Here is a 26,409-nt window from a genome sequence, read left to right as displayed (position 1 = left end):
AGAGCCCCCTTTTGCACGGGAGTTGACCGGGGTACCTTCCGCGCATGCCGATTCGAGCGCGCCGTGCGCGCCCCACCACCTGGAGATCGCTCGCGACGGCGGCCATCGCCGCCCTGCTGGCTGCCCTCGTGTCCCCCGCCGTCGCCCACAGCGCGCCCCGGGAGAGCACACCCGTCTACTCCTACGAGAACGCCATCCGCGAATCCGTATGGGTCGACACCGGGCTGGACGGCGACGCCGACGGGAGGACGGACCGCGTGGCCGTCGACATCGTCCGCCCCCGCGAACCCGCCCAGCGGGGCCGCAAGGTACCCGTGATCATGGACGCCAGCCCGTACTACTCCTGCTGCGGACGCGGCAACGAGAGCCAGAGGAAGACGTACGACGCCAACGGCGACGTCGTCCAGATGCCGCTCTTCTACGACAACTACTTCGTGCCGCGCGGCTACGCGTTCGTCGGCGTCGACCTGGCCGGCACCAACCGCTCCGACGGCTGCGTGGACGTCGGCGGCCGCTCCGACGTCCGGTCCGCGAAGGCGGTGGTCGACTGGCTGAACGGCCGGGCCAAGGGCTACACCAGCCGCACCGGCGCCGACCGGGCCAGGGCGGGCTGGACCAACGGCAGGACCGGCATGATCGGCAAGAGCTACGACGGCACGATCGCCAACGGCGTGGCCGCCACCGGCGTCGAGGGACTGGAGACCATCGTCCCGATCGCCGCCATCTCCTCCTGGTACGACTACTACTTCGCCGAGGGCGCCCCGCTCTACGACTCCGGCCCCGAATGGCTGTCCGACTACGTGGAGAGCCCGGACGCCCGCGCCCGCTGCACCGCCGTGCAGCAGAAGCTCGTCGACCAGGCCCCGCGCACCGGTGACTGGACCCGGCTGTGGACCGAACGCGACTACGTGCGCCACGCGGACCGCGTGAAGGCCAGCGTCTTCGTCGTCCACGGCATGCAGGACCTCAACGTCCGGACCAAGCACTTCGGCCAGTGGTGGAGCGCGCTGGCCGCCCACGGTGTCGAGCGCAAGATCTGGCTCTCGCAGACCGGGCACGTCGACCCCTTCGACTTCCGCCGCGGCGCCTGGGTCGACACGCTGCACCGCTGGTTCGACCACGAACTCCTCGGCTACGACAACGGAGTCGACGACGAGCCGATGGCCGACATCGAGCGGCACCCCGACACCTGGACCACCTCCCGTGTCTGGCCGCCGCGCGGTACGGACACCGTCCGCCTGCACCCCGGCAAGGGCACACAGGCGGGCGTCGGCACCCTCGGCCTGAAGACGCGGTCCGGAGCCGAGACCTTCACCGACGACCCGCGCCTCAGCGAGAGCGACTGGGCCGCCCACATCGACGCGCCGACCCCGGAGAAGGCCGGATTCGTCACCCCGGGGCTGACGCGCGACCTGCGGCTGTCGGGCTCGTCCGAGGTGACCGTGACCGCCACGCCGACCACCTCGACCGCGCACCTCTCGGCGGTCCTGGTCGACCTCGGCCCCGACACCATCCGCGACTACGCCGCCTCGGGCGAGGGCATCACGACGCTCACCGACCGCACCTGCTGGGGCCCGAGCACGGCGGGCGACAGCTCCTGCTTCAAGGAGACCGCGGCGAAGAACGCGGACGTCGACTACACGGTGGTCAGCCGCGGCTGGGCCGACCTCGGCAACCACGCCTCCGCCACGAAGGGCGTCCCGCTCACCCCGGGCCGGGCCTACACCATCACGCTCGACCTGGCCGCCACCGACCACGTCGTGCCGAAGGGCCACCGCCTCGCCCTCATCGTCGCGGGCACCGACAAGGACCTCATCGACCCGCCGTCCAGCACGCCCACGCTGACCATCGACCTGGCCCGGACCTCGGCCCGGGTGCCGCTGGTCGGCGGCACCGGCGCCTTCGCCGCGGCGACGGCGCACTCCACCGCGCTCAGGCACCCGTCGGTCCTGGACGGCGTACGCGACCCCGTCGCACCCCGCCGGGTCCCCGGGGCCGGCACCCGATGAGGACGCGCGCCCGTGCCCTGGCCGTGGCGGTCACCGCCACGGCCCTGGCCGCGCCCCTCCTGGCGGCCCCCGCGCACGCCGGTACGGCCCCGCCGCGCACCGGCTTCGAGCTGACCGACGGAGCACGCTGGACCACCCAGCCCGAGGAACAGGACTTCCTCGCGGCCCTCGACCGGGCGAGCGAGCGGGTCTCCGTCTCCCGGATCGGCACCACCGCCGAGGGACGCCCGCTCCGACTGGTCCGCGTCGGCGCCCGGCACGCCGCGACGACCGTGCTCCTGGTGTGCAGCCAGCACGGCGACGAGCCCTCGGGCCGCGAGGCGTGCCTCACCACCGTCCGCGACCTCGCGTACGCCGAGGACGCGCCGACCCGGCGGCTCCTGCGAAGCACGACCGTGCTCGTGGTGCCGACCGCCAACCCCGACGGCCGAGCCGCCGACACCCGCGGGAACGGCGACGGCGTCGACGTCAACCGCGACCACCTCGCCCTGCGGACGGCCGAGGCCCGCGCCATGGCCGCGGTGCTGCGCGACCGCCGGCCCGACCTCGTCTACGACCTGCACGAGTACGGGGCCACACCCCCGTACTACGACAAGGACCTGTTCGACCTCTGGCCGCGCAACCTCAACACCGACCCGGCCGTGCACGACGAGGCGCACACCCTGTCGCTGGACCACGTCCGCCCCGCGGCCCACCGGGCGGGCCACTCGACCGGGACGTACGGCATCTGGACCGATCCCGTGACCGGCGACCCGGTCAAGCAGACCGCCGGTGACGGGCAGGAGCGCATCCTGCGGAACATGTCGGGCGTCAAGCACGCCGCGGGACTGCTCATCGAGAGCCGCGTGGACGCCCTCACCGAGGCCGAGCAGGCGGATCCGTCGCTGAACAGGCGGCGCCGCGTGCACTCCCAGCTCGCGGCGCTCGGCGGCCTGTTCGGCTACGCGGGCGAGCACGGCAGGCGCCTGGCGTCCGCCACGGCCGCGGCACGGCTCGCCGGCTACCGGGACACCGGCCCGGTCTACCTGGGCGGCGCCGACAACGACCCGGCCGAACCGGCCGAGGTGCTCCAGGACCCGCCCTGCGGTTACCGGCTCACCGCCGAGCAGTACGCCGGTCTGCGCGACGAACTCGCCCTGCACGGCCTGCGCGCCGAGCGCCACGGCGACGGTGTCCTGGTACGGCTCCGCGGCCCCTTGCGGGCGCTCGTCCCGCTGCTGCTCGACGGACGGGCGCCCTACCACCTCACCGCCGGGGAGCCCGACACCGACTGCTGAACCCCTTTCCCCGCCGGTACCTGTGATACGTCGTATGGGCGTAATGAGGCGATAACGCCCATACGACTTCCAGGGGAAGGTGCTGCGGATGACAGAGGACCTGAAGGAACGGGGAGGCCGGGGAGATCCGTCGGACGTCCCCGGCGGCCCGGGCCGGCACACCGACCGGGTGGTGTTCGGCGTCACCGCCGCACTGACCCTGGCCTTCGTGGTCTGGGGGTCGGTAGCCACCGACTCCCTGGAGAGCGTCTCCACCACGATGCTCGACGGCCTGATCCACAACGGCGGCTGGGCCTTCATGCTGGCCGCCTCCTGCTTCGTGGTCTTCGCCCTGTGGCTCGCGGTCAGCCGCTACGGCCGCATCCACCTCGGCGCCGAGGGCGAGCAGCCCGAGTTCCGCACCGTGTCCTGGGTCGCCATGATGTTCAGCGCCGGCATGGGCATCGGCCTCATGTTCTACGGCGTGAGTGAACCGCTGTCGCACTACACCACGCCCCCGCCGGGCACCACTCCCGCCGACTCCGGCGAACGCATGGAGACGGCGATGGCCACCACCCTCTTCCACTGGACCCTGCACCCGTGGGCGATCTACGCGGTGGTCGGCCTCGGCATCGCCTACAGCACCTTCCGCAAGCGCCGGCGCCAGACCGTCAGCGCGGTCTTCACCCCGCTCATCGGCGAACGGCACGCCAACGGCACCGCGGGCCGGGTGATCGACATCCTGGCGATCATCGCCACCGTCTTCGGCTCCGCCGCCTCGCTCGGCCTCGGCGCGCTGCAGATCGGCTCCGGTTTCCAGGAACTGGACTGGATGGACAAGGTGAGCACGGGACTGCTCGTCGCCATCATCGCCGTCCTGACCGTCGCGTTCGTCGCCTCGGCGGTGTCCGGCGTCGAGAAGGGCATCCAGTGGCTGTCCAACATCAACATGGTGCTCGCGCTGGTGCTCGCGGTGTTCGTGTTCGTCGCGGGGCCCACCATCATCGTCCTCGACCTGCTGCCCACCTCGATCTTCGCCTACCTCGGCGACCTGCCACAGCTCGCCGGGCGCACCGAGGCGAGCGGCGGCGAGGGCGTCGCGGACTGGCTGAGCAGCTGGACGGTCTTCTACTGGGCGTGGTGGATCTCCTGGACGCCGTTCGTCGGCATGTTCATCGCCCGCATCAGCCGCGGCCGCACCATCCGCCAGTTCGTCGGCGGAGTCATCCTCGTCCCCAGCAGCGTCAGCCTGGTCTGGTTCGCCGTCTTCGGCGGTACGGCGATGAAGCTGAAGGAGGGCGGCGCGCTCCGCGGCGAGACCACGCCGGAGGGCCAACTCTTCGGCGTACTCCAGGAGTTCCCGATCGCGACCGCGTCCAGTCTGCTCGTGATGATCCTGGTCGGCATCTTCTTCGTCTCCGGGGCCGACGCCGCGTCCATCGTGATGGGCACGCTCTCGCAGCGGGGCGCGCTCGAACCGGCGCGCCCGGTCGTGGTGTTCTGGGGCGTGGTGACCGGTGCCGTCGCCGCCATCATGCTGCTCGTCGGCAGCGGCCAGGGCGACGCGCTCACCGGGCTGCAGAACCTCACGATCCTCGCCGCGGCGCCCTTCGTCCTCGTCATGATCGGCATGTGCGTCGCGCTCATGCGGGACCTGCGCAGGGACCCGGTCGTCGTGCGCCGCGAGATGGGCGCCGAGGCGGTCCAACTCGCCGTGATCGAGGGGCACAAGAAGTACGACGGCGACTTCGAGATCCGGGTGGGACCCGGGGCCGGCACGGAGACGGAGGGGGACCCGATCGGCCGGGACCACGGCTGAGGGTCAGCGGGAGGCGAGCCGGGCCGCTTCCCGCGCGCACCCCCACGCCACGGTGACCCCCGCGCCCCCGTGACCGTAGTTGTGCACCAGCAGCCGCCCGCCGGACAGCTTTTCGCGCTCCAGCCGGACGGAGTCGCGCGCCGGACGCAGCCCCACCCGGTGGCCGAGGACACGCGCCCCGGCGATCTCCGGACGCAGCCGCGTGCACCGCTCGACGATCCGCTCGGCCACCGCCGGCTCGGGCGTCGTCGACCAGTCGTCCTCGTCGGCCGTACCGCCGAGGACCAGCCGGTCCGGCTGCGGGAACAGGTACGTGGTCGTCCCGGTGGCCGCGTCGGCCGAGACGACGTACGTGCGAAGCCCCGGGTTCTCCACGATCACCAGCTGCCCGCGCACCGGCCGCAGCGAGGGGTCGCGCACGAGCTCGCGGGCCCCGAGCCCCGTGCAGTTGACGACGACCGGAGCCGGCACCTCCGCGAGGTCCGCCACCGCGCGCACCTCGACCGTCCCGCCCGCCCGCAGCAGGCGCTCGCGCAGCCACCGCAGGTGCACCGGCATGTCGATCAGCGGCAGCCGCGCCCACAGCGCGGGCCCCGGGTGCTCCTCGGGAGTCGCCGTCCGCAGCCCCGGCACCCGGGCGGTCCAGGGGTCCCGCGCGTCCAGTCGCGTCTCGCCCTGTACACCCTCGACCATGCGTACGCCGGTCTCCTCCGCGCGCGCCGCCAGTTCCGTGTACACCGCGAGCGAGTGCAGGGCCCATTCCCGGGCGGAGGTGAGCGGCTCGATCCGGTAGGGCCACCACAGCGCGCCCGCAACCGCCGAGGTGGTCAGCTCGGCGGGCTCGCGGGTCCACACCCGCACCCGGCTGCCGCCCTCCGCCAGCAGCACGGCCGTCGTCAGTCCTATGACGCCGCTGCCGACCACGATCACGTCACCGTCCGGAGCTGTCTGCACGCCCGGACGGTAGCGGAATATGTCATGCCGTGCGCACCCCTCGGCAGGTCTGGGGATACTCACAGCATGTCTGCCGAGTACGCGACCTTCGGCCTGGCACCGGCGATGCGCGCCGGTGGAGTCCTCGCAGGCGGTGACGTGCGGGTCCACCGCGACTTCGTCGACTTCATCGTCGACGGGCGTCCGCTGATGTTCCGGCTCACCGACCTCGACGCCGTCTCCCCGCTCGCCTCCGACGTGCCGCCCGCGCTCTTCGGCGCCCAGGTGCGCGGCCTCCTGCTGGAGGGCGAGGCACCGCTGGACGACGGCCGCCACATCATCTACGGCTGCCCGGAGTGCCGCGGCATCGAGTGCGGCGCCGTCACCGCGGTCATTGAGCGGGCGGGCGACGACTACGTGTGGCGCGACTTCGCCTGGCAGACCGACGGCCACGCGGACCTGGAGCGCAACGGCTACCACGGCATCGGCCCCTTCCGTTTCCACGGCGCCGAGTACCGCGACGCCTTGACCGCCCTGCTGGAAGGGGAGACCGCGGAGGGCCCCCGGGTCCTGCTGATCGGCGCCCGCGTCGCCGTCCTCGCCAAGCTGGCCGCCGCCCTGCGCACCATCGACATCGGTGCCGACATCACGCAGGACGCCGCCGACGTCCCCGACGAGGAGCTGCGCCGCTACGGGGCGGTGGCCTTCGGGCGCGCCGTCGGCGAGGAGGAGCGCGCCGCCGTACGCCGGTCCTTCGAGCGTGCGGAGGCCGACGTGGTGTTCGTGGACGGCCTGGCGCCGATCGTCCCGCTCCTCGTCGCCCAGATCGAGAACGCCCTGGACCGCAGCCCGCCGGGCAGCCGCCGCCTCGCGGGCCTGGCCGCGGCCGGCGGTGAGGCGGCCGTCGAGGTGACGGCCGCCTGCCGGGTCCGGCTCACCGCCTACCGGCTGGACCGGCTGTACCGCGGCCACGCGCACGAGGTGTTCGAGGGCGTCCTGGAGGCCGGCCGCCACCGGTTCCCGCTGGACGCCAAGGCCGTACGGGGCCGGTCCTTCCTCGTGGCGCGGACCTCGGGAAGCGTGCTGGTGGAGACGGTGGCCCCCTGAGCGGGCGCGCCGCACGGCCGCCGTCCGCCCGTGCCCGCAAACCGGGCGGGGGCCGGGAGGGGCGGGGCCGTTAGGATCGGCGTCCTGATGACTGCCACCCTCGTCGCCAAGAATCTCGCCGCCGGACACGGCGACCGCTCGCTCTTCTCCGGACTCGACCTCGTCGTCGCGCCCGGTGACGTGATCGGTCTCGTCGGTGCCAACGGCGCCGGCAAATCGACCCTGCTGCGGCTCCTCGCCGGACTGCTCACCCCGGAGGAGGGGGAGCTGCGGCTGTCCCCGCCGACCGCGTCCGTCGGCCACCTGCCGCAGGAGCCCGAGCGGCGGCCCGGCGAGAGCGTGCGGGACTTCCTGGCCCGCCGCACCGGAGTGGCCGAGGCCCAGCGCGCGATGGACGAGGCCACCCAGGCGCTCGTGGACGGCGCGCCGGGCGCGGACGACGCGTACGCCGAGAGCCTGGAGCGCTGGCTCGGCCTCGGCGGCGCCGACCTCGACGAGCGGGCGGAGGAGGTCACCGACACCCTCGGGCTCGGCGTCGGCCTCGACCAGCCGATGACGTCCCTGTCCGGCGGCCAGGCCGCCCGCGCGGGCCTCGCCTCGCTGCTCCTCTCCCGGTACGACGTGTTCCTGCTCGACGAGCCCACGAACGACCTGGACCTGGACGGCCTGGACCGGCTCGAACGCTTCGTGAGCGGCCTGCGCGCGGGCACCGTCGTCGTCAGCCACGACCGCGAGTTCCTCACCCGCACCGTCACCAAGGTGCTCGAACTCGACCTCGCGCAGCAGGAGATCACCCTCTACGGCGGCGGCTACGAGGCCTACCTGGAGGAGCGCGAGACCTCCCGCCGGCACGCCCGCGAGGACTACGAGGAGTACGCCGACAAGCGGTCCGCGCTGGAGGGCCGCGCCCAGATGCAGCGCTCCTGGATGGACAAGGGCGTCAAGAACGCCCGCCGCAAGGCGAACAACGACAACGACAAGATCGGCCGCAAGTTCCGCAGCGAGGCCAGCGAGAAGCAGGCCGCGAAGGCCCGTCAGACGCAGCGCATGATCGAGCGGCTGGACACCGTCGACGAGCCCCGCAAGGAGTGGGAGCTGCGCATGGAGATCGCGGCGGCACCCCGCTCCGGCGCCGTGGTCGCCACGTTGCGGGACGCCGAAGTGCGGCGCGGGGACTTCACGTTCGGGCCCGCGACGCTCCAGATCGACTGGGCGGACCGGGTCGCGGTCACCGGTGCCAACGGCGCGGGCAAGTCGACGCTGCTCGGCGCGCTGCTGGGCCGCGTCCCGCTGGACGCGGGGCACGCCATGCTCGGCTCCGGCGTGGTCGTCGGCGAGGTCGACCAGGCCCGCAAGCTGTTCCACGGCTCCGAGTCGCTGCTGGACGCCTTCTGCGCGGCCGTCCCGGACACCGAACCGGCCGAAGTGCGCACCCTGCTCGCCAAGTTCGGCCTCAAGGCGCACCACGTCCTGCGCCCCGCGGCGTCACTGTCCCCGGGGGAGCGCACCCGCTCGGCGCTGGCCCTGCTCCAGGGGCGAGGCGTGAACCTCCTGGTCCTGGACGAGCCGACGAACCACCTCGACCTGCCGGCCATCGAGCAGCTGGAGTCCGCCCTGGAGACGTACGAGGGCACGCTGCTCCTGGTCACCCACGACCGCCGCATGCTGGACGCGGTCAGCACGACCCGCCGTCTCGAAGTCGCCGACGGCAAGGTCACCGAGCGCTGAGGAGGCCCCTGCCCGGAAAGCCGGGCAGGGGCCCCGAGAAGTCCCGTTCCGTGCCGGGCCGTCCGCCTCCGGACGGCCCGGCACCGGACGTCAGCGGCCCCGCTTGGGGTCGACCAGTCCCGCCCGCCGCAGGGCGTCCGCCATCGCGCTGTTGCCGGGTGCGGGCGCCTGACGCGCACCGCCGCCTCCGCCGCCCTGACGCGCGCCGCCGCCCTGGCCGGCCCCGCGGCCCTGCCGCGCCTGCTGCTGCCGCTGCTGGGGCGGACGGCCCGCACGCTGCGGACGCCCGCCCTCCTGGGGCTGTCCCTGGGGCGCCGCCTCGTCGTCCAGTCGCAGCGTCAGCGCGATCCGCTTGCGGGGGAGGTCGACGTCGAGCACCTTCACCTTGACGATGTCTCCCGGCTTCACCACGTCCCGGGGGTCCTTGACGAACGTCTTCGACATCGCCGAGACGTGCACCAGGCCGTCCTGGTGGACACCCACGTCCACGAAGGCGCCGAAGGCCGCGACGTTCGTGACGACCCCCTCCAGCACCATGCCCGAGGACAGGTCGGAGATCTTCTCGACGCCCTCCTTGAAGGTCGCCGTCCGGAACGCGGGCCGCGGGTCGCGCCCGGGCTTCTCCAGCTCCCGGAGGATGTCCGTCACGGTCGGCAGACCGAACTTGTCGTCCACGAAGTCGGCCGGCTTCAGCGAACGCAGCACGCCCGTGTTGCCGATCAGCGACGCGACGCCGTCGCCCGCCGTCCTGCCCATGCGCCGGACCACCGGATACGCCTCCGGGTGCACGCTGGACGCGTCCAGCGGGTCCTCCCCGCCGCGGATCCGCAGGAAGCCCGCGCACTGCTCGTACGCCTTGGGGCCGAGCCGGGCCACGCTCTTGAGCGCCGTACGGGAGCGGAAGGGGCCGTTCGCGTCGCGGTGGGCCACGATGTTCTCCGCGAGGCCCGAGGTGATGCCGGAGACGCGGGCGAGCAGGGGCGCCGAGGCGGTGTTCACGTCGACGCCCACGCCGTTCACGCAGTCCTCGACCACCGCGTCGAGCGAGCGCGAGAGCTTCACCTCGGAGAGGTCGTGCTGGTACTGCCCGACACCGATGGACTTGGGGTCGATCTTCACCAGCTCGGCCAGCGGGTCCTGGAGCCGGCGGGCGATCGAGACGGCGCCGCGCAGCGACACGTCCATGCCGGGCAGCTCCTGCGAGGCGAACGCGGACGCCGAGTACACGGACGCGCCGGCCTCGGAGACCATCACCTTGGTCAGGTTCAACTCGGGGTGCTTGGCGATCAGTTCAGCGGCGAGCTTGTCCGTCTCGCGGGAGGCGGTGCCGTTGCCGATCGAGATCAGCTCGACGGCGTGCTCCTTGGCGAGCCGGGCCAGCTTGGAGATGGCCTCGTCCCACCGGTTCGCCGGGACGTGCGGGTGGATGACGTCGGTGGCGACCACCTTGCCGGTCGCGTCGACCACGGCCACCTTGACGCCCGTACGGAAACCGGGGTCGAGCCCCAGCGTCGCGCGCGTGCCGGCCGGGGCGGCGAGCAGCAGGTCCCGCAGGTTCGCCGCGAAGACGTTCACCGCCTCGTCCTCGGCGGCCGTGCGCAGCCGCAGCCGCAGGTCGATGCCGAGGTGGACGAGGAGGCGGGTCCGCCAGGCCCAGCGGACCGTCTCCGTCAGCCACTTGTCGCCCGGGCGGCCCCGGTCGGCGATCCCGAAGCGCTGGGCGACGATTCCCTCGTACGAGGACGGCCCGGGCGTCTGCGAGGGCTCCTCGGGCTCCAGGACGAGGTCCAGCACCTCCTCCTTCTCGCCGCGCAGCATGGCGAGGACACGGTGCGAGGGCAGCTTGGTGAACGGCTCGGCGAAGTCGAAGTAGTCGGCGAACTTGGCCCCCGCCTCCTCCTTGCCCTCGCGCACCTTGGCGACCAGCCGGCCGCGCACCCACATGCGCTCGCGCAGCTCGCCGATCAGGTCGGCGTCCTCGGAGAACCGCTCGGTGAGGACGGCCCGCGCGCCGTCCAGCGCTGCCTGCGCGTCGGCGACGCCCTTGCCGGCGTCCACGAACTCGGCCGCGGCGGCGAGCGGATCGGCCGACGGGTCGCCGAGCAGGCGGTCCGCCAGCGGCTCCAGGCCCGCCTCGCGGGCGATCTGTGCCTTGGTGCGCCGCTTCGGCTTGAAGGGCAGGTAGATGTCCTCCAGGCGCGCCTTGGTCTCCGCGCCGCGGATCCGCGCCTCCAGCTCCTCGGTGAGCCTGCCCTGCTCGCGCACCGAGTCGAGGATCGCCGTGCGGCGGTCCTCCAGCTCCCGCAGATAGCGCAGCCGCTCCTCGAGGGTGCGCAGTTGCGCATCGTCGAGCATCTCGGTCGCTTCCTTGCGGTAGCGGGCGATGAAGGGCACCGTCGAGCCGCCGTCGAGCAAGTCGACCGCGGCCTTGACCTGCCGCTCCCGTACGCCGAGTTCCTCGGCGATCCTGCCTTCGATGGACCCTACGAGGGGTGTCGTCACGATCCCGTACCGCCTTCTCCACTGGGGTTGCGCGGCAATTGTGGCAGGTGACACCGACAACGGGGGATCAGGGCGGTCCCGCAGCGCGCCGGGAGCCGGACGCGTCGGACGCGTCCGGCTCCCGGAACGTGGGTCGTGGTCGGGCCGTGCGGCCCGGGGGTTGCGGTCAGGCCCTGCGGGCGGAGTTCGAGGCGCCGCCGAACAACCGGGCCACCGCCCGGAACGGCAGGGTCACCACCGTGGCGACTGCTCCACCGATCTGTCGCAACACGTCTGCGATGGCACGAAACACGCGCTTCCCCTTTCGTCTCCCGGCACGTTGACTCCCGTCTGGTTCGACGAGGCCGGGTGACATACGGGTACCTCAGTCCTTGCCGATCATGCCTGCCGGGAACGCCCCGTTCGCCACGGCCGTGGTCAGCAGCCCCTTCGCCAGCTCGGTCAGCCGCTCGACGCCCGCCACCCCGAGGTGTGTGTAGGGGGCCAGGTCGAGCCGGTCGGTCTCGGCCTCGATGTGCTGCCGCAGGGCCGCGCCGGCGTCGGTCAACTCGCCCTCCGCGTCGAGCAGTCCGCGCCCGCGCAGCCGGTCCACCGCCGCCTCCCAGTCCTCCCGCGTCCAGCCCCGGGTCCCCAGCGCCCACCTCGGGGCCATGCCCTTGCCGGTCGCCGTGTGGCTGACCAGGGCCTCGACGGGGTCCAGTCCGGCGGCGAGCAGGACGGCGAGGTGACCGTCGCCGCGGTGCTCGCGCAGCAGGGTGGCGGCGTGCCAGAGCGCCAGGTGCGGCTCCTCGGGGACGGGCAGGTCGGCGTGCGCGGCGTACAGCGGGCGTGCGGTCCTGGTGCACGCCTGAACGGCGCGCAGCGCGAGCCCGGCCGCCTCGGCCACCTCCTCGGACGCGATCAGCTCGTCGCCGAGCAGCCGCCGCAGGGTCGCGTCGACGGCACGCGCGCGTGCCGCGAGGACCGCCTCGGGGGACGCGGATCGCCAGACCCCGGGCACGTGCCGCGCCACGAGCTCGTGCCGGAAGTTGTAGAACGTGGCGGTCACCGTGCCCGGCCCCACCGCCCCCATGGCCGCGGACCGCGCGGCGAAGTAGGCGCCCCGGTCGTCCTCGATCCCGATCGCGGCGAGCTCACGGCCCAGGTCGGGGGAGAAGTAGTGCGTCGAGTGCAGCGGGTTCAGGACGTTGTGGCAGCGCCGCCCGGCGCGCTCCGGCAGGGGAGAGGTCATGCCGGGCACATTACCGACTGGTCAGTACGTACGGAACGGGCGGACGTCCCATGGCAGGAAAGGTGGGGTACTCGTCATTGCGGCCGTCGCCCCGGGCGCCAAGAATCGACGGCATGCGCACCGTCCTGGTCGTCCTCTTCGACGACGTGCAGAGCCTCGACGTCAGCGGCCCGGTCGAGGTGTTCGCCGGCGCCGGCGCCCGCCCCGGCGACGCGTACCGCATCAGCACCGCCTCGCTGGACGGCGCCCCGGTCCGCACCTCCAGCGGCCTCACCCTCGTACCGGACGGGGCGCTCGCCGACGCCCCCGTCCCGCACACCCTGCTCGTCCCGGGCGGCCGGGGCACCAGGACCCCGCCGGGCGCCCTCGTCGACTGGCTGCGCGAGCACGGACCGCGCGCCGAGCGGCTGGTCTCCGTCTGTACCGGCGCGCTGCTGCTCGCCGGGGCCGGACTGCTGGACGGCCGCCGGGCGACGACCCACTGGGCGTTCTGCGACAAGCTCGCCCGCGACCACCCGGCCGTGGAGGTGGAGCCCGATCCGGTCTACGTCCGTGACGGCCACGTCGCCACCTCGGCCGGAGTCACGGCGGGCATCGACCTCGCGCTCGCGCTCGTGGAGGAGGACCTCGGCCGGGAGGCCGCGCTGGCCGTGGCCCGCGCCCTGGTGGTCTTCCTGCGCCGCCCGGGCAACCAGGCCCAGTTCAGCGTCCAGCTGGCCGCGCAGACCGCCCAGCGCGCACCGCTGCGCGAGGTGCAGCAGTGGATCACCGAGCATCCCGGCGAGGACCTGAGCGTCGAGGCGCTCGCCGCCCGGGCCCGTCTCTCCCCCCGCCACTTCACCCGCGCCTTCCGCTGCGAGACCGGCGTGACACCCGGCCGGTACGTCGACCGCACCCGGCTCGAACACGCCCGGCGCCTGCTGGAGGACACCGCAGACGGCGTCGAGGAGATCTCCCGGGCCTGCGGCTACGGCACCCCGGAGGCCATGCGCCGGGCCTTCGTCAAGGCGCTCGGCTCGGCACCCGCCGAGTACCGGCGCCGCTTCCGACCCGCGTCCACCCACTGAGGGGGAACCCGATGCTGACCGTCATCGTCCTCTACGACCGCTTCACCGCCCTGGACGCGGTGGGCCCCTACGAGACCCTCAGCCGGCTGCCCGGCGCCGAGACGGTCTTCGTCGCCGAGCGCACCGGCCCCGTCCGCAACGAGACGGGGGACCTGGCGCTCACCGCCGACCGGGCCCTGGCCGACGTCCCGGCCCCCGACCTGGTGGTCGTCCCGGGCGGCCCCGGCCAGTGGGCGCAGATGGAGAACGAGACGCTCCTGGCCTGGCTGCGCGCCGCCGACGCCACCAGCACCTGGACGACCTCGGTGTGCACCGGCTCCCTGCTGCTCGCCGCCGCCGGGCTGCTCCGGGGCCGCCGTGCCACCTCGCACTGGCTGGCCCTCGACTTCCTCGGGCACTACGGCGCCGAACCGGCCCGGGAACGGGTCGTCGTCGACGGCAAGTACGTCACGGCGGCCGGCGTCTCGTCCGGCATCGACATGGGCCTGACCCTGGTCGGCCGGATCGCGGGCGACGAACACGCGCAGGCCGTCCAGCTGTTCACGGAGTACGACCCGCGGCCGCCCTACGACGCGGGCTCACCGGACAAGGCCCCCGCGCACCTCGTCGCGGAGTTCCACACGAACAGCCGCTTCAAGCTGGACTAGCCCCTGTCGCCGGATCGGACCGGCAGGGCCTCAGCCCTCGTTCCCGGCACCGCCGACGGTCCAGGTGAACTTCGGCTGCCTGCGCTCCAGGAAGGCGGCGACCCCCTCGTCGGTGTCGTCGCTGCCGCGCGCCTGTCCGGCCCAGTACGCGTCCCGGTCCTCGCGCCCGCCGGCGAACTCCTTGGCCGCCGCCTGCGTCAGCTGCGAACGCGCCGCCAGGACGCGGGTGAACTCCGCGACCCGCTCGCCGAGCCCGCCCTCCGGCAGCACCTCGTCCACCAGCCCGGTGCGCAGCGCCCGCTCCGTGTCGATCAACTCGCCCGAGAAGAGCAGGTACTTGGCGGTGGCGGGCCCCACCAGCGACACCAGCCGCCGGGTGGAGGACGCCGGATAGACGATCCCCAGCTTCGCCGGTGTCACCCCGAACAGCGAGCCCTCCCGCGCGAACCGCAGATCGCACGCCGCCGCGAGCTGGGAGCCGCCGCCCACGCAGTACCCGCGGATCGCCGCCAGCGTCGGCTTCGGGAACGCCGCCAGGGCCTCCTCGGCGCGTACGGCGAGTCCCTGCGCCTCGTCGGACGAGCCCCGCAGCGTCGAGATGTCGGCTCCCGCGCAGAACGTGGCACCCTCGCCGGTCAGCACCAGCGCCCGCACGGCGGGGTCGGCGGCCAGCAGGCCGAGCAGCGGAGGCAGCGCCCGCCACATCCCGGCGGTCATGGCGTTGCGCTTGGCCGGGTTGTGGATCACGACGGTGGCGACTCCGTCGACGACGCGGTGCAGCAGCTGGGGCTCCATGCGCCGGATGCTATCCGGGGCCTCACACCGGTGATCCGCAAGGGTGCGCAGGCCCCGGCACCCGTCCGGGGCCGCCCCGGGTCGGCGTGCGGTGGTCCGGGGGTACGAAGGGGACGAGCCGGGCGGCAAACCCGTACAACCCGAATAGTTTCCGAAGGCGGCATCGTCGCGACAGGACCGGTCCCTCGATCGCCAAATACATTCGCAAGTAATCAGAAAGCGTCGATACCAGCTGACTTCTGTTCAGTCATCCGGTACGGACCAGCGCGTTACCAACACTCGACGTGTGGTGACAATCGAGCGCGAGGGTGGCGACCGGACGATGGAGAACGGTGGGCGGGGGTCCGACTCACGCCCGGAGGGCGGCGACGACGTGCCTGCCGACCGGAGACCCCCCGGCCCGCTGCCGTACGAGGGTGTCTGGCGGTTCACCGCCCCCGCCGTGGACGCCTCGGTCCCGCAGGCCCGCCACGCCGTCCGTGACCTGCTCGTCCGCCAGGGCGTGCCCGTCTCGGAGGACCTGGTCCAGGGACTGCTGCTGATCGTCTCGGAGCTGGTCACCAACGCGGTGCGGCACGCGGCGCTGCTCTCGCCGACCCTCGCCGTGGAGGTCGCCGTCGGCGCCGAGTGGGTGCGGGTCTCCGTGGAGGACAACCACCCCTACCGCCCGACCGCCCTGGAGGCCGACCACGGGCAGACCGGCGGGCGCGGTCTGCTGCTCGTGCGGGAGGTCACCAGAGAGGCCGGCGGGGTCTGCGACGTCGAGCACACGGCGAGCGGCGGCAAGGTGATCTGGGCCGCGCTGCCCCTCAAGCCCGTCACCGTGTAGCGGGCCTCACCAGCCCGCGGACGGCCCCGTGAGTTCCCTGACCGCCGGGCGCGCCGCGTCCAGCACGGTCATGAACCACGCCGAGAACGGGTCCCGCGCGTGCCGCTCCGCCAGCTCCCCGGCGGTCACGTACGCGGTCGAGCCGACCTCGTCCGGGTCGGGGCGCAGCGGGGACTGGACCAGCCCCACGAACAGGTGGTTGTACTCCTGCTCCACCAGGCCGGACTCCGGGTCCGGGTGGTTGTAGCGGACCGTGCCCGCCTCGCCGAGCAGCGACGGCGACACCCCCAGCTCCTCGAACGTCCGCCGGGCCGCCGCCGCGAACGGGGCCTCGCCCGGGTACGGGTGGCCGCAGCACGTGTTGGACCACACGCCGGGGGAGTGGTACTTGCCGAGGGCCCGCTGCTGGAGCAGCAGCCTGCCGCGCTCGTCGAAGAGGAACACGGAGAACGCCCGGTGCAGCTGCCCGGGCGGCTGGTGCGCGGCGAGCTTCTCCGCCGTGCCGATCGTCGTCCCGTCCTCGTCGACCAGTTCGAGCAAGATCGCTTCAGCGGTGCCGTTCGACGAACTGTGCGTCGCGGTGGCAGGTGTGATCGGCATACCCATCCTTCGCATCGGTCTTCGAACCCCAAGTCTGCCGTACGAAACCGGCACTCCGGGCACTCGCGGCGTCCCCGCATGTCCCCCGCACGTCCCCCGGGCGGAGCCCGCGGCGCGGCACACGACCGACGGCGGGCCGGACGCAGGAGCGGCCGGATACCTGATCGTGCCCTCTGCCGCCGACGGGGAACCGTCCCCCACCGGGGGCGTCATGCGTTCGACCGGTACCTCCCGGCGCGCGGCGCGTCAGTGGCAGAGCCGGGCCTCGTGTTCGGCGTGCCCGCTGGGCTCCAGCTGGAAGGTGCAGTGCTCGACGTCGAAGTGGTCGCCCAGGCAGCCCTGGAGCTCGTGCAGCATCTTCTCGTGGCCGATGGCGTTCAGGACCTCGCCGCTGACGACGACATGGGCGGAGAGCACCGGCATACCGGAGGTGATGGTCCAGGCGTGCAGGTCGTGGACGTCCTCGACGCCGGACAGCGCCAGGATGTGCGCCCGCACCTCGGCCATGTCGACCCCCTTGGGCGCCGCCTCCAGCAGCACGTTCAGCGTCTCGCGCAGCAGCTTCCAGGTACGCGGGACGATCATGAGGCCGATGACCAGCGAGGCGATCGGGTCGGCGGCCTGCCAGCCCGTCGTCAGGATGACCGCCGCCGAGATCAGCACCGCCAGCGAGCCCAGCGCGTCCGCGGCGACCTCCAGGAAGGCGCCCCGCACGTTCAGGCTCTCCTTCTGTCCGCGCACCAGCAGCGTCAGCGAGATCATGTTCGCGACCAGACCGATCAGACCGAACACGATGGTCAGCCCGCCCTCGGTGTCCGCGGGCGTCATGAACCGCTGGATCGCCTCGTACAGGACGTAGCCGCCGACCGTGAGCAGCAGCAGACAGTTGGCGAGCGCGGCGAGGATCTCCGCGCGGGCCAGCCCGTACGTGCGGTTGCCGCTCGGCGGCAGATTGGCGAAGTGGATGGCGAGCAGCGCCATGCCGAGGCCCAGCGCGTCCGTCGCCATGTGGGCCGCGTCCGCGATGAGCGCGAGCGAATCGGCGAGCGTCCCACCGACGATCTCGACCACCATGACGGTGAGCGTGATCGACAGGGCGACCCGCAGCCGCCCGCGGTACGCCGCGGCCGCGGTGCCCGTCGGCGGAGCACCGTGCGCGTGTCCGTGATCGTGCCCTGCCCCCATGGAAGCCGCCCTCCGATGTGTACGCCGGATGCTCAGTCAACTACGGGCAGGGGGTACGGGGCAACGCGGCACTGAACACCGTTGTCATCTCTCTGACCTGCGCAAACGTTGCGCAGGTCAGAGAGCCGGACGTCAGCTCCCGGGGTTCGCGCCCCGGTGTGCCTGCCACCCCTGCCAGGCCGACTCGACCATCTCGCGCACCCCTCGGCGCGCGCTCCAGTCCAGCTCGCGGCGGGCCAGTGCCGAGGAGGCGACCGCGCGCGGGGCGTCACCGGGCCGGCGCGGTTCGACGAGCGCGGGACGGCTGTCGCCGCTCACCTCGGCGGTGAGGGTGAGGAGTTCGCGAACCGAAACACCCTCGCCGCGGCCGATGTTGACGGTCAGGTCGCCCGTGGAGCCGCCGGCCAGCCGCCGGGCCGCCGCCAGATGGGCCTCCGCGAGGTCGGCGACGTGGATGTAGTCGCGTACGCACGTGCCGTCCGGCGTCGGATAGTCGTCGCCGAAGACGCGCGGCGCCTCACCGCGGGTGAGCCGGTCGAAGACCATCGGGATCACGTTGAAGACGCCGGTGTCGGCGAGTTCGGGAGCCGCCGCCCCCGCCACGTTGAAGTAGCGAAGGCACACCGTCGCCATGCCGTGCGCCCGGCCCGCCGCCCGCACCAGCCACTCGCCGGCGAGCTTCGTCTCGCCGTAGGGGCTCATCGGGGAGCAGGGGGTGTCCTCGGTGATGAGGTCCACGTCCGGGTTCCCGTACACGGCGGCCGACGAGGAGAAGAGGAACCTGCGCACGCCCGCCCCGGCGACGGCGTCGAGCAGCGTCGCGAGGCCGCCCACGTTCTCCTGGTAGTAGCGCGTCGGCTGCGCGACGGACTCACCGACCTGCTTGCGCGCGGCGAGATGCACCACACCGGTCACCGCGTGCTCGGCCAGGACCCGCTTCAGCAGCTCGCCGTCCAGCGAGGAACCCTGCACCAGGCGGATGTCCTCGGGCAGTCGCCCCGGCACCCCGGCCGACAGGTCGTCGAGCACGACCACGCGCTCCCCGGCCCCGGCCATGGCACGCGCCACGTGCGCCCCGATGTATCCCGCTCCGCCTGTGATCAGCCATGTCATGGACGACCACCCTATGCCGGACCCGGGCCCGCCGCCGGTGCCGCCCCGTCCCGCGGGCCCGTCCCGGCCGTACCGGTCCGCCCCGGTGCGCCCCGGTGCGCCGGGGACCGCGCGCGATGCCGTGAATGCGCCGGTCTGGGCCCGCGGTTTGTGGCGCGGGCCCCGGATCACCGATGATGATCGCGGCGGAGGCGGCCGCTCAGACCGGGTTGATCGGGCCGTGAACGGGCGGTGAACGCCCGCTTCCATTCATCCGATAGCCTCTGCCGACATGCCGCCCGCCGCCTCAGGCGCAGGGCCATCCCACCACGCACATGCCGGCGCGGACGCGTCGGCACCCAGGGAGTGAGTTCGTCTGTCGACCGCCATCCTCACCGGCCAGCCGGTCCCCGGATCGTCGCTCGAAGGCGATCTGCGGACGCTCGGTTTCGACGTGCGGGTCGCCTCGGACGCCGGTGACGCCGAGACGCTCCTCGCCCAGGTGCCCGCGAACCAGCGGGTCGCGATCGTCGACGCCCGTTTCGTGGGCCACGTCCACGCGCTGCGCCTCGGCCTGACCGACCCGCGCTTCCCGGCCGCCGCGCTGCCCGGCGCGGTCACCGTCCAGCCCGGCGCCCGCCAGGCCCTGACCCGGGCCGTCGCCCGGGAGAGCTCGGCCGCGGGCGGCGGCGCCACCCTCGTCGTCGAGGACCTCGCCGACCGCGTCACCGCCGCCCTGGACGCGGACGCCGTCCCGGTGCACCGGCCCGAACTCGGCACCCTCGTCGCCGTCGTGCCCACGGACCCGCAGACCCGCAACGAGGCACGGCAGGCCGTCTCCGCCGTGGACGACGAGGCCGTACGCCTGCGCACCGCCGTGAAGTCCCGCGACGGCTTCTTCACCACCCACTTCATCAGCCCGTACTCGCGCTACATCGCCCGCTGGTGCGCGCGCCGCGGCCTGACCCCGAACCAGGTCACGACGGCCTCGCTCGTCACCGCGCTGATCGCGGCGGGCTGCGCCGCCACCGGCACCCGGGCCGGCTACGTCGCGGCGGGCGTGCTCCTCCTCTTCTCCTTCGTCCTCGACTGCACCGACGGGCAGCTCGCCCGCTACTCGCTGCAGTACTCGACGCTCGGCGCCTGGCTCGACGCGACCTTCGACCGCGCCAAGGAGTACGCCTACTACGCGGGCCTCGCGCTCGGCGCGGCCCGCGGTGGCGACGACGTGTGGGCGCTCGCCCTCGGCGCGATGGTCCTGCAGACCTGCCGGCACGTCGTCGACTTCTCCTTCAACGAGGCGAACCACGACGCCACCGCCAACACCAGCCCCACCGCGGCCCTCTCCGACAAGCTGGACAGCGTCGGCTGGACGGTGTGGCTGCGCCGGATGATCGTGCTGCCGATCGGCGAGCGCTGGGCGATGATCGCCGTCCTGACGGCACTGACCACGCCCCGCATCACCTTCTACGTCCTGCTCGCCGGATGCGCCTTCGCGGCGACGTACACCACGGCCGGCCGCGTGCTCAGGTCGCTGACCCGCAAGGCCCGGCGCACGGACCGCGCCGCCCAGGCCCTCGCCGACCTCACGGACTCCGGCCCGCTCGCGGAGCTGCTGACCCGCCTCACCCGCCGGGTCCCCTCCCGCGGCCCGGCCTTCGTCGCCCTCGCGGCAGGCGTCCTCGTCGTGCTCTCCGCCACACTCGCCCCGTACGGCAGCTGGTGGCCCGTCCTCGGCGCCGCCGGCTACGTGCTGCTGTCCCCGGTGGCCCTGCGGCGACCCCTGAAGGGCGCTCTGGACTGGCTGGTTCCGCCGTTCTACCGCGCCGCCGAATACGGCACGGTGCTGGTACTGGCGGCCAAGGCGGACGTGAACGGAGCCCTTCCGGCGGCTTTCGGGCTGGTTGCGGCGGTCGCCTACCATCACTACGACACGGTGTACCGCATCCGCGGCAACGCCGGCGCGCCGCCGCACTGGCTGGTGCGGGCGATCGGCGGGCACGAGGGCAGGACGCTGCTGGTCACCGTCCTGGCCGCGCTGCTCGCCGCCACAGATTTCAAGGTCGCGCTCACGGTTCTCGCCGTGGCCGTGGCACTCGTGGTGCTCTTCGAGAGCATCCGCTTCTGGGTGTCCTCCCATGCACCCGCCGTACACGATGAAGGAGAACCCGCATGATCGGCCTCGTGCTGGCGGCCGGCGCCGGACGGCGTCTTCGCCCCTACACCGACACCCTGCCCAAGGCTCTGGTGCCGGTCGGCCCCGAGGGCACGTCGGGTGACGACAGCCTCACCGTCCTGGACCTGACCCTCGGCAACTTCGCCGAGATCGGCCTGACCGAGGTCGCGATCATCGTCGGGTACCGCAAGGAGGCCGTCTACGAGCGCCGCGAGGCGCTGGAGCAGAAGTACGGCGTCAAGATCACCCTCATCGACAACGACAAGGCCGAGGAGTGGAACAACGCCTACTCCCTCTGGTGCGGCCGTGACTCCATCAAGCACTCGGTGATCCTCGCCAACGGCGACACCGTGCACCCGGTCTCCGTCGAGAAGACGCTGCTCGCCGCCCGCGGCGACGGCAAGAAGATCATCCTCGCCCTCGACACGGTGAAGTCCCTCGCCGACGAGGAGATGAAGGTCGTCGTGGGCCCCGAGGGCAACATGACGAAGATCACCAAGCTCATGGACCCGGCCGAGGCCACCGGCGAGTACATCGGCGTCACCCTCATCGAGGGCGAGGCCGCCGACGAGCTCGCGGACGCGCTGAAGACGGTCTTCGAGACGGACCCGCAGCAGTTCTACGAGCACGGCTACCAGGAGCTCGTCAACCGCGGCTTCCGCATCGACGTCGCGCCCATCGGTGACGTCAAGTGGGTCGAGATCGACAACCACGACGACCTCGCCAAGGGACGTGAAATCGCGTGCCAGTACTGACGAGGCTCATCCCCTCGCCGGTCGTCGTCGACATCCGTCCGGGCGCCCTGGACGACCTGGCGGGTGTGCTCGCCGACCAGCGGATCTCGCACTCCGGCAAGCTCGCCGTCGCGATCAGCGGCGGCTCCGGGGCGAAGCTGCGCGAGCGGCTCGCCCCGGCGCTGCCGGGCGCGACCTGGTACGAGGTCGGCGGCGGCACCCTGGACGACGCGATCAAGCTCGCGGACGCCATGAAGTCCGGCCACTACGACGCGGTCGTGGGCCTCGGCGGCGGCAAGATCATCGACTGCGCGAAGTTCGCCGCGGCACGCATCGGCCTCCCGCTGGTCGCCGTCGCCACGAACCTCTCGCACGACGGTCTGTGCTCGCCGGTCGCGACCCTCGACAACGACGCGGGCCGCGGCTCCTACGGTGTGCCGAACCCGATCGCGGTCGTCATCGACCTCGACGTCATCCGCGAGGCCCCGGTCCGCTTCGTGCGCTCCGGCATCGGCGACGCCCTGTCCAACATCTCCGCGGTCGCGGACTGGGAGCTGGCCAACCGCGAGAAGGGCGAGCAGATCGACGGCCTCGCCGCCGCGATGGCCCGCCAGGCCGGCGAGGCCGTGCTGCGGCACCCGGGCGGCGTCGGCGACGACGCCTTCCTCCAGGTGCTGGCCGAAGGACTGGTCCTCACCGGCATCTCCATGTCGGTCGCGGGCGACTCCCGTCCCGCCTCCGGCGCCTGCCACGAGATCAACCACGGCTTCGACCTCCTCTTCCCCAAGCGCGCGGCGAGCCACGGCGAGCAGTGCGGACTGGGCGCGGCCTTCGCGATGCACCTGCGCGGTGCCCGCGAGGAGTCCGCCTACATGGCCGAGGTGCTGCGCCGGCACGGACTGCCGGTGACGCCGGAGGAGATCGGGTTCACCGCGGAGGAGTTCGTCCGCGTCGTGGAGTTCGCTCCGCAGACCCGGCCCGGCCGCTACACGATCCTCGAACACCTCGACCTGACCACCGACCAGATCAGGGACGCATACGCCGACTATGCAAAAGCCATCGGTAGCTGAGCTCCGCCCGGTCGTGCACCCCCCGGGTGTCAAGGACCGGCGGAGCGGCGAACACTGGGCCGGCCGGCTCTACATGCGCGAGCTCTCGCTGCGCATCGACCGGCACCTGGTGAACACCCGGGTCACGCCCAACCAGCTGACCTACCTCATGACCGTCTTCGGCGTCCTCGCCGCCCCGGCCCTGCTGGTGCCGGGGATACCTGGCGCCGTCCTCGGCGTCCTGATGGTCCAGCTGTACCTGCTGTTCGACTGCGTCGACGGCGAGATCGCCCGCTGGCGCAAGCAGTTCTCGATCGCCGGCGTCTACGTGGACCGGGTCGGCGCCTACCTGTGCGACGCCGCGGTCCTGGTCGGCTTCGGCCTGCGCGCCGCCGACCTGTGGGGCTCGGGGCGCATCGACTGGCTGTGGGCCTTCCTCGGCACCCTGGCCGCCCTCGGCGCCATCCTGATCAAGGCCGAGACCGACCTCGTCGGGGTGGCCCGGCACCAGACGGGCAAGCCGCCCGTCCAGGAGTCGGCCTCCGAACCGCGGTCCTCCGGCATGGCGCTGGCCCGCAAGGCCGCCGCCGCGCTGAAGTTCCACCGGCTCGTCCTCGGGGTCGAGGCGTCCCTGCTGATCCTCCTGCTGGCCGTCCTCGACACCGTCCGCGGCGACCTGTTCTTCTCGCGGCTCGGCGTCGCCGTCCTGGCCGGCATCGCGATCCTGCAGACGCTGCTGCACCTGGTGTCCATCCTCGCCTCCAGCAGGCTGAAGTGAGCACCGCGAAGGTCGGGGCGGTCGTCATCACGATGGGCAACCGCCCGGACGAGCTCCGCGCCCTCCTCGACTCGGTCGCCAAGCAGGACGGCGACCCGGTCGAGGTCGTCGTGGTCGGCAACGGCTCGCCCGTCCCCGACGTCCCCGAAGGCGTCCGCACCGTCGAGCTGCCCGAGAACCTCGGCATCCCCGGCGGGCGCAACGTCGGCATCGAGGCCTTCGGCCCCGGCGGCACCGACGTCGACGTCCTGCTCTTCCTGGACGACGACGGCCTGCTCGCCCGGCACGACACGGCCGAGCTGTGCCGCCGGGCCTTCGAGGCCGACCCGCGGCTCGGCATCATCAGCTTCCGCATCGCCGACCCGGAGACCGGCGAGACCCAGCGCCGGCACGTGCCCCGGCTGCGGGCCGCCGACCCGATGCGCAGCTCCCGGGTCACCACCTTCCTCGGCGGCGCCAACGCCGTCCGTACGAAGGTGCTCGCGGAAGTCGGCGGGCTGCCGGAGGAATTCTTCTACGCCCACGAGGAAACCGACCTGGCATGGCGGGCCCTCGACGCGGGCTGGATGATCGACTACCGGTCCGACATGGTGCTGTACCACCCCACGACCGCGCCCTCCCGGCACGCGGTCTACCACCGCATGGTGGCCCGCAACCGCGTCTGGCTGGCCCGCCGCAACCTCCCGGCGCTCCTCGTCCCGGTCTACCTCGGGGTGTGGATGCTCCTGACCCTCGCCCGGCGTCCCTCGGGACCCGCGCTCAAGGCGTGGTTCGGCGGTTTCAAGGAGGGCTGGACCAGCCCGTGCGGGCCCCGCCGCCCGATGAAGTGGCGTACGGTGTGGCGGCTGACCCGACTGGGCCGCCCTCCGGTCATCTGACACGCTCGATATCTGAGAGCATTCGGCCGTACCCCGGTCCCTGGCTTCCGACCGGGCCCGACCAGCTGCGAACTTTTGAGGACGAAAGTTTCCACTTGTGAGTGAGACAACGCATGACGGCCCAGTCGCGGTGAGCGACCGGCCGTCGCCCGACGACGGGCTGACCGCGGGCGAGCTGGCCTCCAAGTACGGGCTCGCGGTGAGCGGTGCCCGGCCCGGACTGGTCGAGTACGTCCGCCAGCTCTGGGGACGCCGTCACTTCATCCTCGCCTTCTCGCAGGCGAAGCTCACCGCCCAGTACAGCCAGGCCAAGCTCGGCCAGCTGTGGCAGGTGGCGACCCCGCTGCTGAACGCGCTCGTGTACTTCCTGATCTTCGGTCTGATCCTGGAGGCCGACCGCGGGTTCTCCCGCGAGGTGTACATCCCGTTCCTGGTGACCGGCGTCTTCGTCTTCACCTTCACGCAGAGCTCGGTGATGGCCGGTGTCCGGGCCATCTCCGGCAACCTCGGCCTGGTGCGGGCGCTGCACTTCCCGCGCGCCGCGCTGCCCGTCTCGTTCTCGCTCCAGCAGCTCCAGCAGCTGCTGTTCTCGATGATCGTGCTGTTCCTGGTCGCGGTCGGGTTCGGCAGCTACCCGCAGCTGTCGTGGGTGCTGATCGTCCCGGTGCTCGCGCTGCAGTTCCTCTTCAACACCGGGCTCGCCATGATCATGGCGAGGATGGGCGCCAAGACCCCGGACCTCGCGCAGCTGATGCCCTTCGTGATGCGGACGTGGATGTACGCGTCCGGCGTCATGTTCTCCATCCCGGTGATGCTGGAGGACAAGCCGACGTGGATCGCGGACGTCCTCCAGTGGAACCCGGCCGCCATCTACATGGACCTGATGCGCTTCGCGCTGATCGACGGCTACGGCTCCGAGAACCTGCCTCCGCACGTCTGGGCGGTCGCCGCCGGCTGGGCGGTCCTCGCGGCCCTCGGCGGGTTCGTGTACTTCTGGAAGGCGGAAGAGAGGTACGGCCGTGGCTGAGCAGCGCACCGACTCCCACATCCCCACCGTCATCGCGGACGAGCTGCACATCGTCTACCGGGTGAACGGCGCCAAGACCGGCAAGGGCAGCGCCACGGCCGCGCTCAGCCGCATCATCAAGCGCGGCGAGGAGCGCGGGGTGCGCAAGGTGCACGCCGTGCGCGGCGTCTCCTTCACGGCGTACCGCGGCGAGGCCATCGGCCTGATCGGCTCCAACGGCTCGGGCAAGTCGACCCTGCTGCGCGCCATCGCCGGCCTGCTGCCCGCCGAGAAGGGCAAGGTCTACACGGACGGCCAGCCCTCGCTGCTCGGGGTGAACGCGGCTCTGATGAACGACCTCACCGGCGAGCGCAACGTGATCCTGGGCGGTCTGGCGATGGGCATGTCCCGCGAGCAGATCCGTGAGCGCTACCAGGAGATCGTCGACTTCTCGGGCATCAACGAGAAGGGCGACTTCATCACGCTGCCGATGCGCACGTACTCCTCCGGCATGGCGGCGCGGCTGAGGTTCTCCATCGCGGCCGCCAAGGACCACGACGTCCTGATGATCGACGAGGCGCTGGCCACCGGTGACCGCAAGTTCCAGAAGCGCTCCGAGGCGCGCATCCGCGAGCTGCGCAAGCACGCCGGCACGGTGTTCCTGGTCAGCCACAACAACAAGTCGATCCGCGACACCTGCGACCGCGTGCTGTGGCTGGAGCGCGGCGAGCTGCGCATGGACGGGCCCACCGAAGAGGTCCTGAAGGAGTACGAGAAGTTCACCGGGAAGTAGCCCTTCCTCTTCTCACCCGCACACGACCGAACCCCGTCGGAGCGTCTCCGGCGGGGTTCTGCCGTGCAACCGGAACGGCGCGGACGGTGTCCTGACGGGCAGAAGGGCGCGCCGGAGGGGATCCGCCGTGCAAAGAGCGGACCAACTCTGGTTGTTCCAAGGAATCTTGACGCCAATCGGTGTGTTGTTGTGATG

23 protein-coding genes are annotated in these 26,409 nt (G+C 72.5%); 15 read left to right on the top strand and 8 right to left on the bottom strand.

Translation table 11 applies throughout. The annotated features are described in order from the left end of the window. The first annotated feature begins 44 nt into the window (after window positions 1–44). The 3 genes from ACFYQQ_RS00540 (at window position 45) to ACFYQQ_RS00530 (ending at window position 5,084) form a co-directional block, all read left to right on the top strand. The gene (locus ACFYQQ_RS00540; RefSeq protein ID WP_356237929.1) at window positions 45–2,009 is read left to right on the top strand and encodes a Xaa-Pro dipeptidyl-peptidase; all 1,965 of its coding nucleotides are present in this window, start codon (window positions 45–47) and stop codon (window positions 2,007–2,009) included. Then, window positions 2,006–3,286 carry a M14 family metallocarboxypeptidase gene (locus ACFYQQ_RS00535; protein ID WP_356237930.1) on the top strand — a complete coding sequence of 427 codons (1,281 nt, stop codon included), beginning with the start codon at window positions 2,006–2,008 and terminating at the stop codon, window positions 3,284–3,286. Before ACFYQQ_RS00540 ends, ACFYQQ_RS00535 begins: the two co-directional genes overlap by 4 nt. An 88-nt stretch (window positions 3,287–3,374) precedes the next feature. After that, on the top strand, window positions 3,375–5,084 hold the full coding sequence (locus tag ACFYQQ_RS00530) for a BCCT family transporter (RefSeq protein ID WP_355794331.1): 1,710 nt from the start codon (window positions 3,375–3,377) through the stop codon (window positions 5,082–5,084). A gap of 3 nt (window positions 5,085–5,087) precedes the next feature. Here the strand turns inward: ACFYQQ_RS00530 and ACFYQQ_RS00525 are convergent, their stop codons facing one another. Next, complete coding sequence (locus ACFYQQ_RS00525; protein WP_356166172.1) at window positions 5,088–6,038, bottom strand: FAD-dependent oxidoreductase; 951 nt, start codon at window positions 6,036–6,038, stop codon at window positions 5,088–5,090. A gap of 66 nt (window positions 6,039–6,104) precedes the next feature. On the opposite strand from ACFYQQ_RS00525, the gene ACFYQQ_RS00520 reads away from it, so the two are divergent. Continuing rightward, a complete protein-coding gene (locus ACFYQQ_RS00520) occupies window positions 6,105–7,124 on the top strand; it encodes an oxidoreductase (protein ID WP_355792259.1) in 1,020 nt (339 codons plus the stop codon). A gap of 87 nt (window positions 7,125–7,211) precedes the next feature. Then, window positions 7,212–8,852 (top strand): ABC-F family ATP-binding cassette domain-containing protein, encoded by a 1,641-nt coding sequence (locus ACFYQQ_RS00515; RefSeq protein WP_388902658.1) that lies wholly within the window; start codon window positions 7,212–7,214, stop codon window positions 8,850–8,852. A gap of 90 nt (window positions 8,853–8,942) precedes the next feature. Here ACFYQQ_RS00515 and ACFYQQ_RS00510 read toward each other — a convergent pair whose 3' ends face one another. The 3 genes from ACFYQQ_RS00510 to ACFYQQ_RS00500 form a co-directional block, all read right to left on the bottom strand. Next, a complete protein-coding gene (locus ACFYQQ_RS00510) occupies window positions 8,943–11,354 on the bottom strand; it encodes a Tex family protein (RefSeq protein ID WP_388902655.1) in 2,412 nt (803 codons plus the stop codon). A gap of 166 nt (window positions 11,355–11,520) precedes the next feature. After that, window positions 11,521–11,646 (bottom strand): LPFR motif small protein, encoded by a 126-nt coding sequence (locus ACFYQQ_RS00505; protein ID WP_356166163.1) that lies wholly within the window; start codon window positions 11,644–11,646, stop codon window positions 11,521–11,523. Between the two features lie 72 nt (window positions 11,647–11,718). Then, window positions 11,719–12,585: a hypothetical protein gene (locus ACFYQQ_RS00500; RefSeq protein WP_356166160.1), complete on the bottom strand. Its 867-nt coding sequence runs from the start codon at window positions 12,583–12,585 to the stop codon at window positions 11,719–11,721. Window positions 12,586–12,698: 113 nt separating this feature from the next. Between ACFYQQ_RS00500 and ACFYQQ_RS00495 the strand changes: the two genes are divergently transcribed. Together ACFYQQ_RS00495 and ACFYQQ_RS00490 are read left to right on the top strand one after the other, a co-directional pair. Beyond that, window positions 12,699–13,652, top strand: a complete 954-nt coding sequence (locus ACFYQQ_RS00495; protein ID WP_388902651.1) for a GlxA family transcriptional regulator — start codon at window positions 12,699–12,701, stop codon at window positions 13,650–13,652. A gap of 11 nt (window positions 13,653–13,663) precedes the next feature. Beyond that, window positions 13,664–14,299, top strand: a complete 636-nt coding sequence (locus ACFYQQ_RS00490; protein WP_355785948.1) for a DJ-1/PfpI family protein — start codon at window positions 13,664–13,666, stop codon at window positions 14,297–14,299. Window positions 14,300–14,329: 30 nt separating this feature from the next. Here the strand turns inward: ACFYQQ_RS00490 and ACFYQQ_RS00485 are convergent, their stop codons facing one another. Beyond that, window positions 14,330–15,094, bottom strand: coding sequence for an enoyl-CoA hydratase-related protein (locus tag ACFYQQ_RS00485; protein ID WP_355785946.1), 765 nt, complete (start codon window positions 15,092–15,094; stop codon window positions 14,330–14,332). A gap of 322 nt (window positions 15,095–15,416) precedes the next feature. Between ACFYQQ_RS00485 and ACFYQQ_RS00480 the strand changes: the two genes are divergently transcribed. Continuing rightward, window positions 15,417–15,923, top strand: a complete 507-nt coding sequence (locus ACFYQQ_RS00480) for an ATP-binding protein (RefSeq protein ID WP_355785954.1) — start codon at window positions 15,417–15,419, stop codon at window positions 15,921–15,923. 6 nt (window positions 15,924–15,929) lie between these two features. On the opposite strand, the gene idi is transcribed toward ACFYQQ_RS00480, so the two are convergent. The 3 genes from idi to galE all read right to left on the bottom strand — a co-directional run bounded on the left by idi (window position 15,930) and on the right by galE (window position 18,821). Beyond that, window positions 15,930–16,523 (bottom strand): isopentenyl-diphosphate Delta-isomerase, encoded by a 594-nt coding sequence (idi, locus tag ACFYQQ_RS00475; protein ID WP_355785943.1) that lies wholly within the window; start codon window positions 16,521–16,523, stop codon window positions 15,930–15,932. A 246-nt stretch (window positions 16,524–16,769) separates the two neighbouring features. Then, the gene (locus tag ACFYQQ_RS00470) at window positions 16,770–17,708 is read right to left on the bottom strand and encodes a cation diffusion facilitator family transporter (protein WP_355785940.1); all 939 of its coding nucleotides are present in this window, start codon (window positions 17,706–17,708) and stop codon (window positions 16,770–16,772) included. A 132-nt stretch (window positions 17,709–17,840) separates the two neighbouring features. Continuing rightward, window positions 17,841–18,821, bottom strand: coding sequence for a UDP-glucose 4-epimerase GalE (gene galE, locus ACFYQQ_RS00465; protein ID WP_355795548.1), 981 nt, complete (start codon window positions 18,819–18,821; stop codon window positions 17,841–17,843). Window positions 18,822–19,176: 355 nt separating this feature from the next. On the opposite strand from galE, the gene ACFYQQ_RS00460 reads away from it, so the two are divergent. From ACFYQQ_RS00460 to ACFYQQ_RS00430, 7 genes are all read left to right on the top strand, one after another. Next, a complete protein-coding gene (locus ACFYQQ_RS00460; RefSeq protein WP_356166338.1) occupies window positions 19,177–20,976 on the top strand; it encodes a DUF5941 domain-containing protein in 1,800 nt (599 codons plus the stop codon). After that, the gene (locus ACFYQQ_RS00455) at window positions 20,973–21,731 is read left to right on the top strand and encodes a phosphocholine cytidylyltransferase family protein (RefSeq protein WP_355782051.1); all 759 of its coding nucleotides are present in this window, start codon (window positions 20,973–20,975) and stop codon (window positions 21,729–21,731) included. Before ACFYQQ_RS00460 ends, ACFYQQ_RS00455 begins: the two co-directional genes overlap by 4 nt. Then, a complete protein-coding gene (locus ACFYQQ_RS00450; protein WP_355782054.1) occupies window positions 21,719–22,780 on the top strand; it encodes an iron-containing alcohol dehydrogenase family protein in 1,062 nt (353 codons plus the stop codon). Before ACFYQQ_RS00455 ends, ACFYQQ_RS00450 begins: the two co-directional genes overlap by 13 nt. Beyond that, on the top strand, window positions 22,758–23,537 hold the full coding sequence (locus ACFYQQ_RS00445; RefSeq protein ID WP_355782056.1) for a CDP-alcohol phosphatidyltransferase family protein: 780 nt from the start codon (window positions 22,758–22,760) through the stop codon (window positions 23,535–23,537). Before ACFYQQ_RS00450 ends, ACFYQQ_RS00445 begins: the two co-directional genes overlap by 23 nt. Continuing rightward, the gene (locus ACFYQQ_RS00440) at window positions 23,534–24,415 is read left to right on the top strand and encodes a glycosyltransferase (protein ID WP_355782058.1); all 882 of its coding nucleotides are present in this window, start codon (window positions 23,534–23,536) and stop codon (window positions 24,413–24,415) included. Before ACFYQQ_RS00445 ends, ACFYQQ_RS00440 begins: the two co-directional genes overlap by 4 nt. 97 nt (window positions 24,416–24,512) lie before the next feature. Beyond that, entirely contained in the window at window positions 24,513–25,442 is a 930-nt protein-coding gene (locus tag ACFYQQ_RS00435; protein WP_355782060.1) for an ABC transporter permease, read from the top strand. After that, entirely contained in the window at window positions 25,435–26,214 is a 780-nt protein-coding gene (locus tag ACFYQQ_RS00430) for an ABC transporter ATP-binding protein (RefSeq protein WP_355782062.1), read from the top strand. Before ACFYQQ_RS00435 ends, ACFYQQ_RS00430 begins: the two co-directional genes overlap by 8 nt. Window positions 26,215–26,409 lie beyond the last annotated feature (195 nt).

Source organism: Streptomyces sp. NPDC005496 (genome assembly GCF_042872045.1).
GTDB lineage: Bacteria > Actinomycetota > Actinomycetes > Streptomycetales > Streptomycetaceae > Streptomyces.
The sequence above is the reverse complement of the archived record's forward strand: the minus strand, read 5'-3'. Positions and strand labels throughout refer to the sequence as shown.

Excerpts from the sequence above, each read along its gene's own strand:
- ACFYQQ_RS00540 (WP_356237929.1), top strand. The coding sequence starts at position 45 with ATGCCGATTCGAGCGCGCCGTGCGCGCCCCACCACCTGGAGATCGCTC.
- ACFYQQ_RS00535 (WP_356237930.1), top strand. The coding sequence starts at position 2,006 with ATGAGGACGCGCGCCCGTGCCCTGGCCGTGGCGGTCACCGCCACGGCC.
- ACFYQQ_RS00530 (WP_355794331.1), top strand. The coding sequence starts at position 3,375 with ATGACAGAGGACCTGAAGGAACGGGGAGGCCGGGGAGATCCGTCGGAC.
- ACFYQQ_RS00520 (WP_355792259.1), top strand. The coding sequence starts at position 6,105 with ATGTCTGCCGAGTACGCGACCTTCGGCCTGGCACCGGCGATGCGCGCC.
- ACFYQQ_RS00515 (WP_388902658.1), top strand. The coding sequence starts at position 7,212 with ATGACTGCCACCCTCGTCGCCAAGAATCTCGCCGCCGGACACGGCGAC.
- ACFYQQ_RS00500 (WP_356166160.1), bottom strand. The coding sequence starts at position 12,585 with ATGACCTCTCCCCTGCCGGAGCGCGCCGGGCGGCGCTGCCACAACGTC.
- ACFYQQ_RS00495 (WP_388902651.1), top strand. The coding sequence starts at position 12,699 with ATGCGCACCGTCCTGGTCGTCCTCTTCGACGACGTGCAGAGCCTCGAC.
- ACFYQQ_RS00490 (WP_355785948.1), top strand. The coding sequence starts at position 13,664 with ATGCTGACCGTCATCGTCCTCTACGACCGCTTCACCGCCCTGGACGCG.
- ACFYQQ_RS00485 (WP_355785946.1), bottom strand. The coding sequence starts at position 15,094 with ATGGAGCCCCAGCTGCTGCACCGCGTCGTCGACGGAGTCGCCACCGTC.
- ACFYQQ_RS00480 (WP_355785954.1), top strand. The coding sequence starts at position 15,417 with ATGGAGAACGGTGGGCGGGGGTCCGACTCACGCCCGGAGGGCGGCGAC.
- idi (WP_355785943.1), bottom strand. The coding sequence starts at position 16,523 with ATGCCGATCACACCTGCCACCGCGACGCACAGTTCGTCGAACGGCACC.
- ACFYQQ_RS00470 (WP_355785940.1), bottom strand. The coding sequence starts at position 17,708 with ATGGGGGCAGGGCACGATCACGGACACGCGCACGGTGCTCCGCCGACG.
- galE (WP_355795548.1), bottom strand. The coding sequence starts at position 18,821 with ATGACATGGCTGATCACAGGCGGAGCGGGATACATCGGGGCGCACGTG.
- ACFYQQ_RS00455 (WP_355782051.1), top strand. The coding sequence starts at position 20,973 with ATGATCGGCCTCGTGCTGGCGGCCGGCGCCGGACGGCGTCTTCGCCCC.
- ACFYQQ_RS00445 (WP_355782056.1), top strand. The coding sequence starts at position 22,758 with ATGCAAAAGCCATCGGTAGCTGAGCTCCGCCCGGTCGTGCACCCCCCG.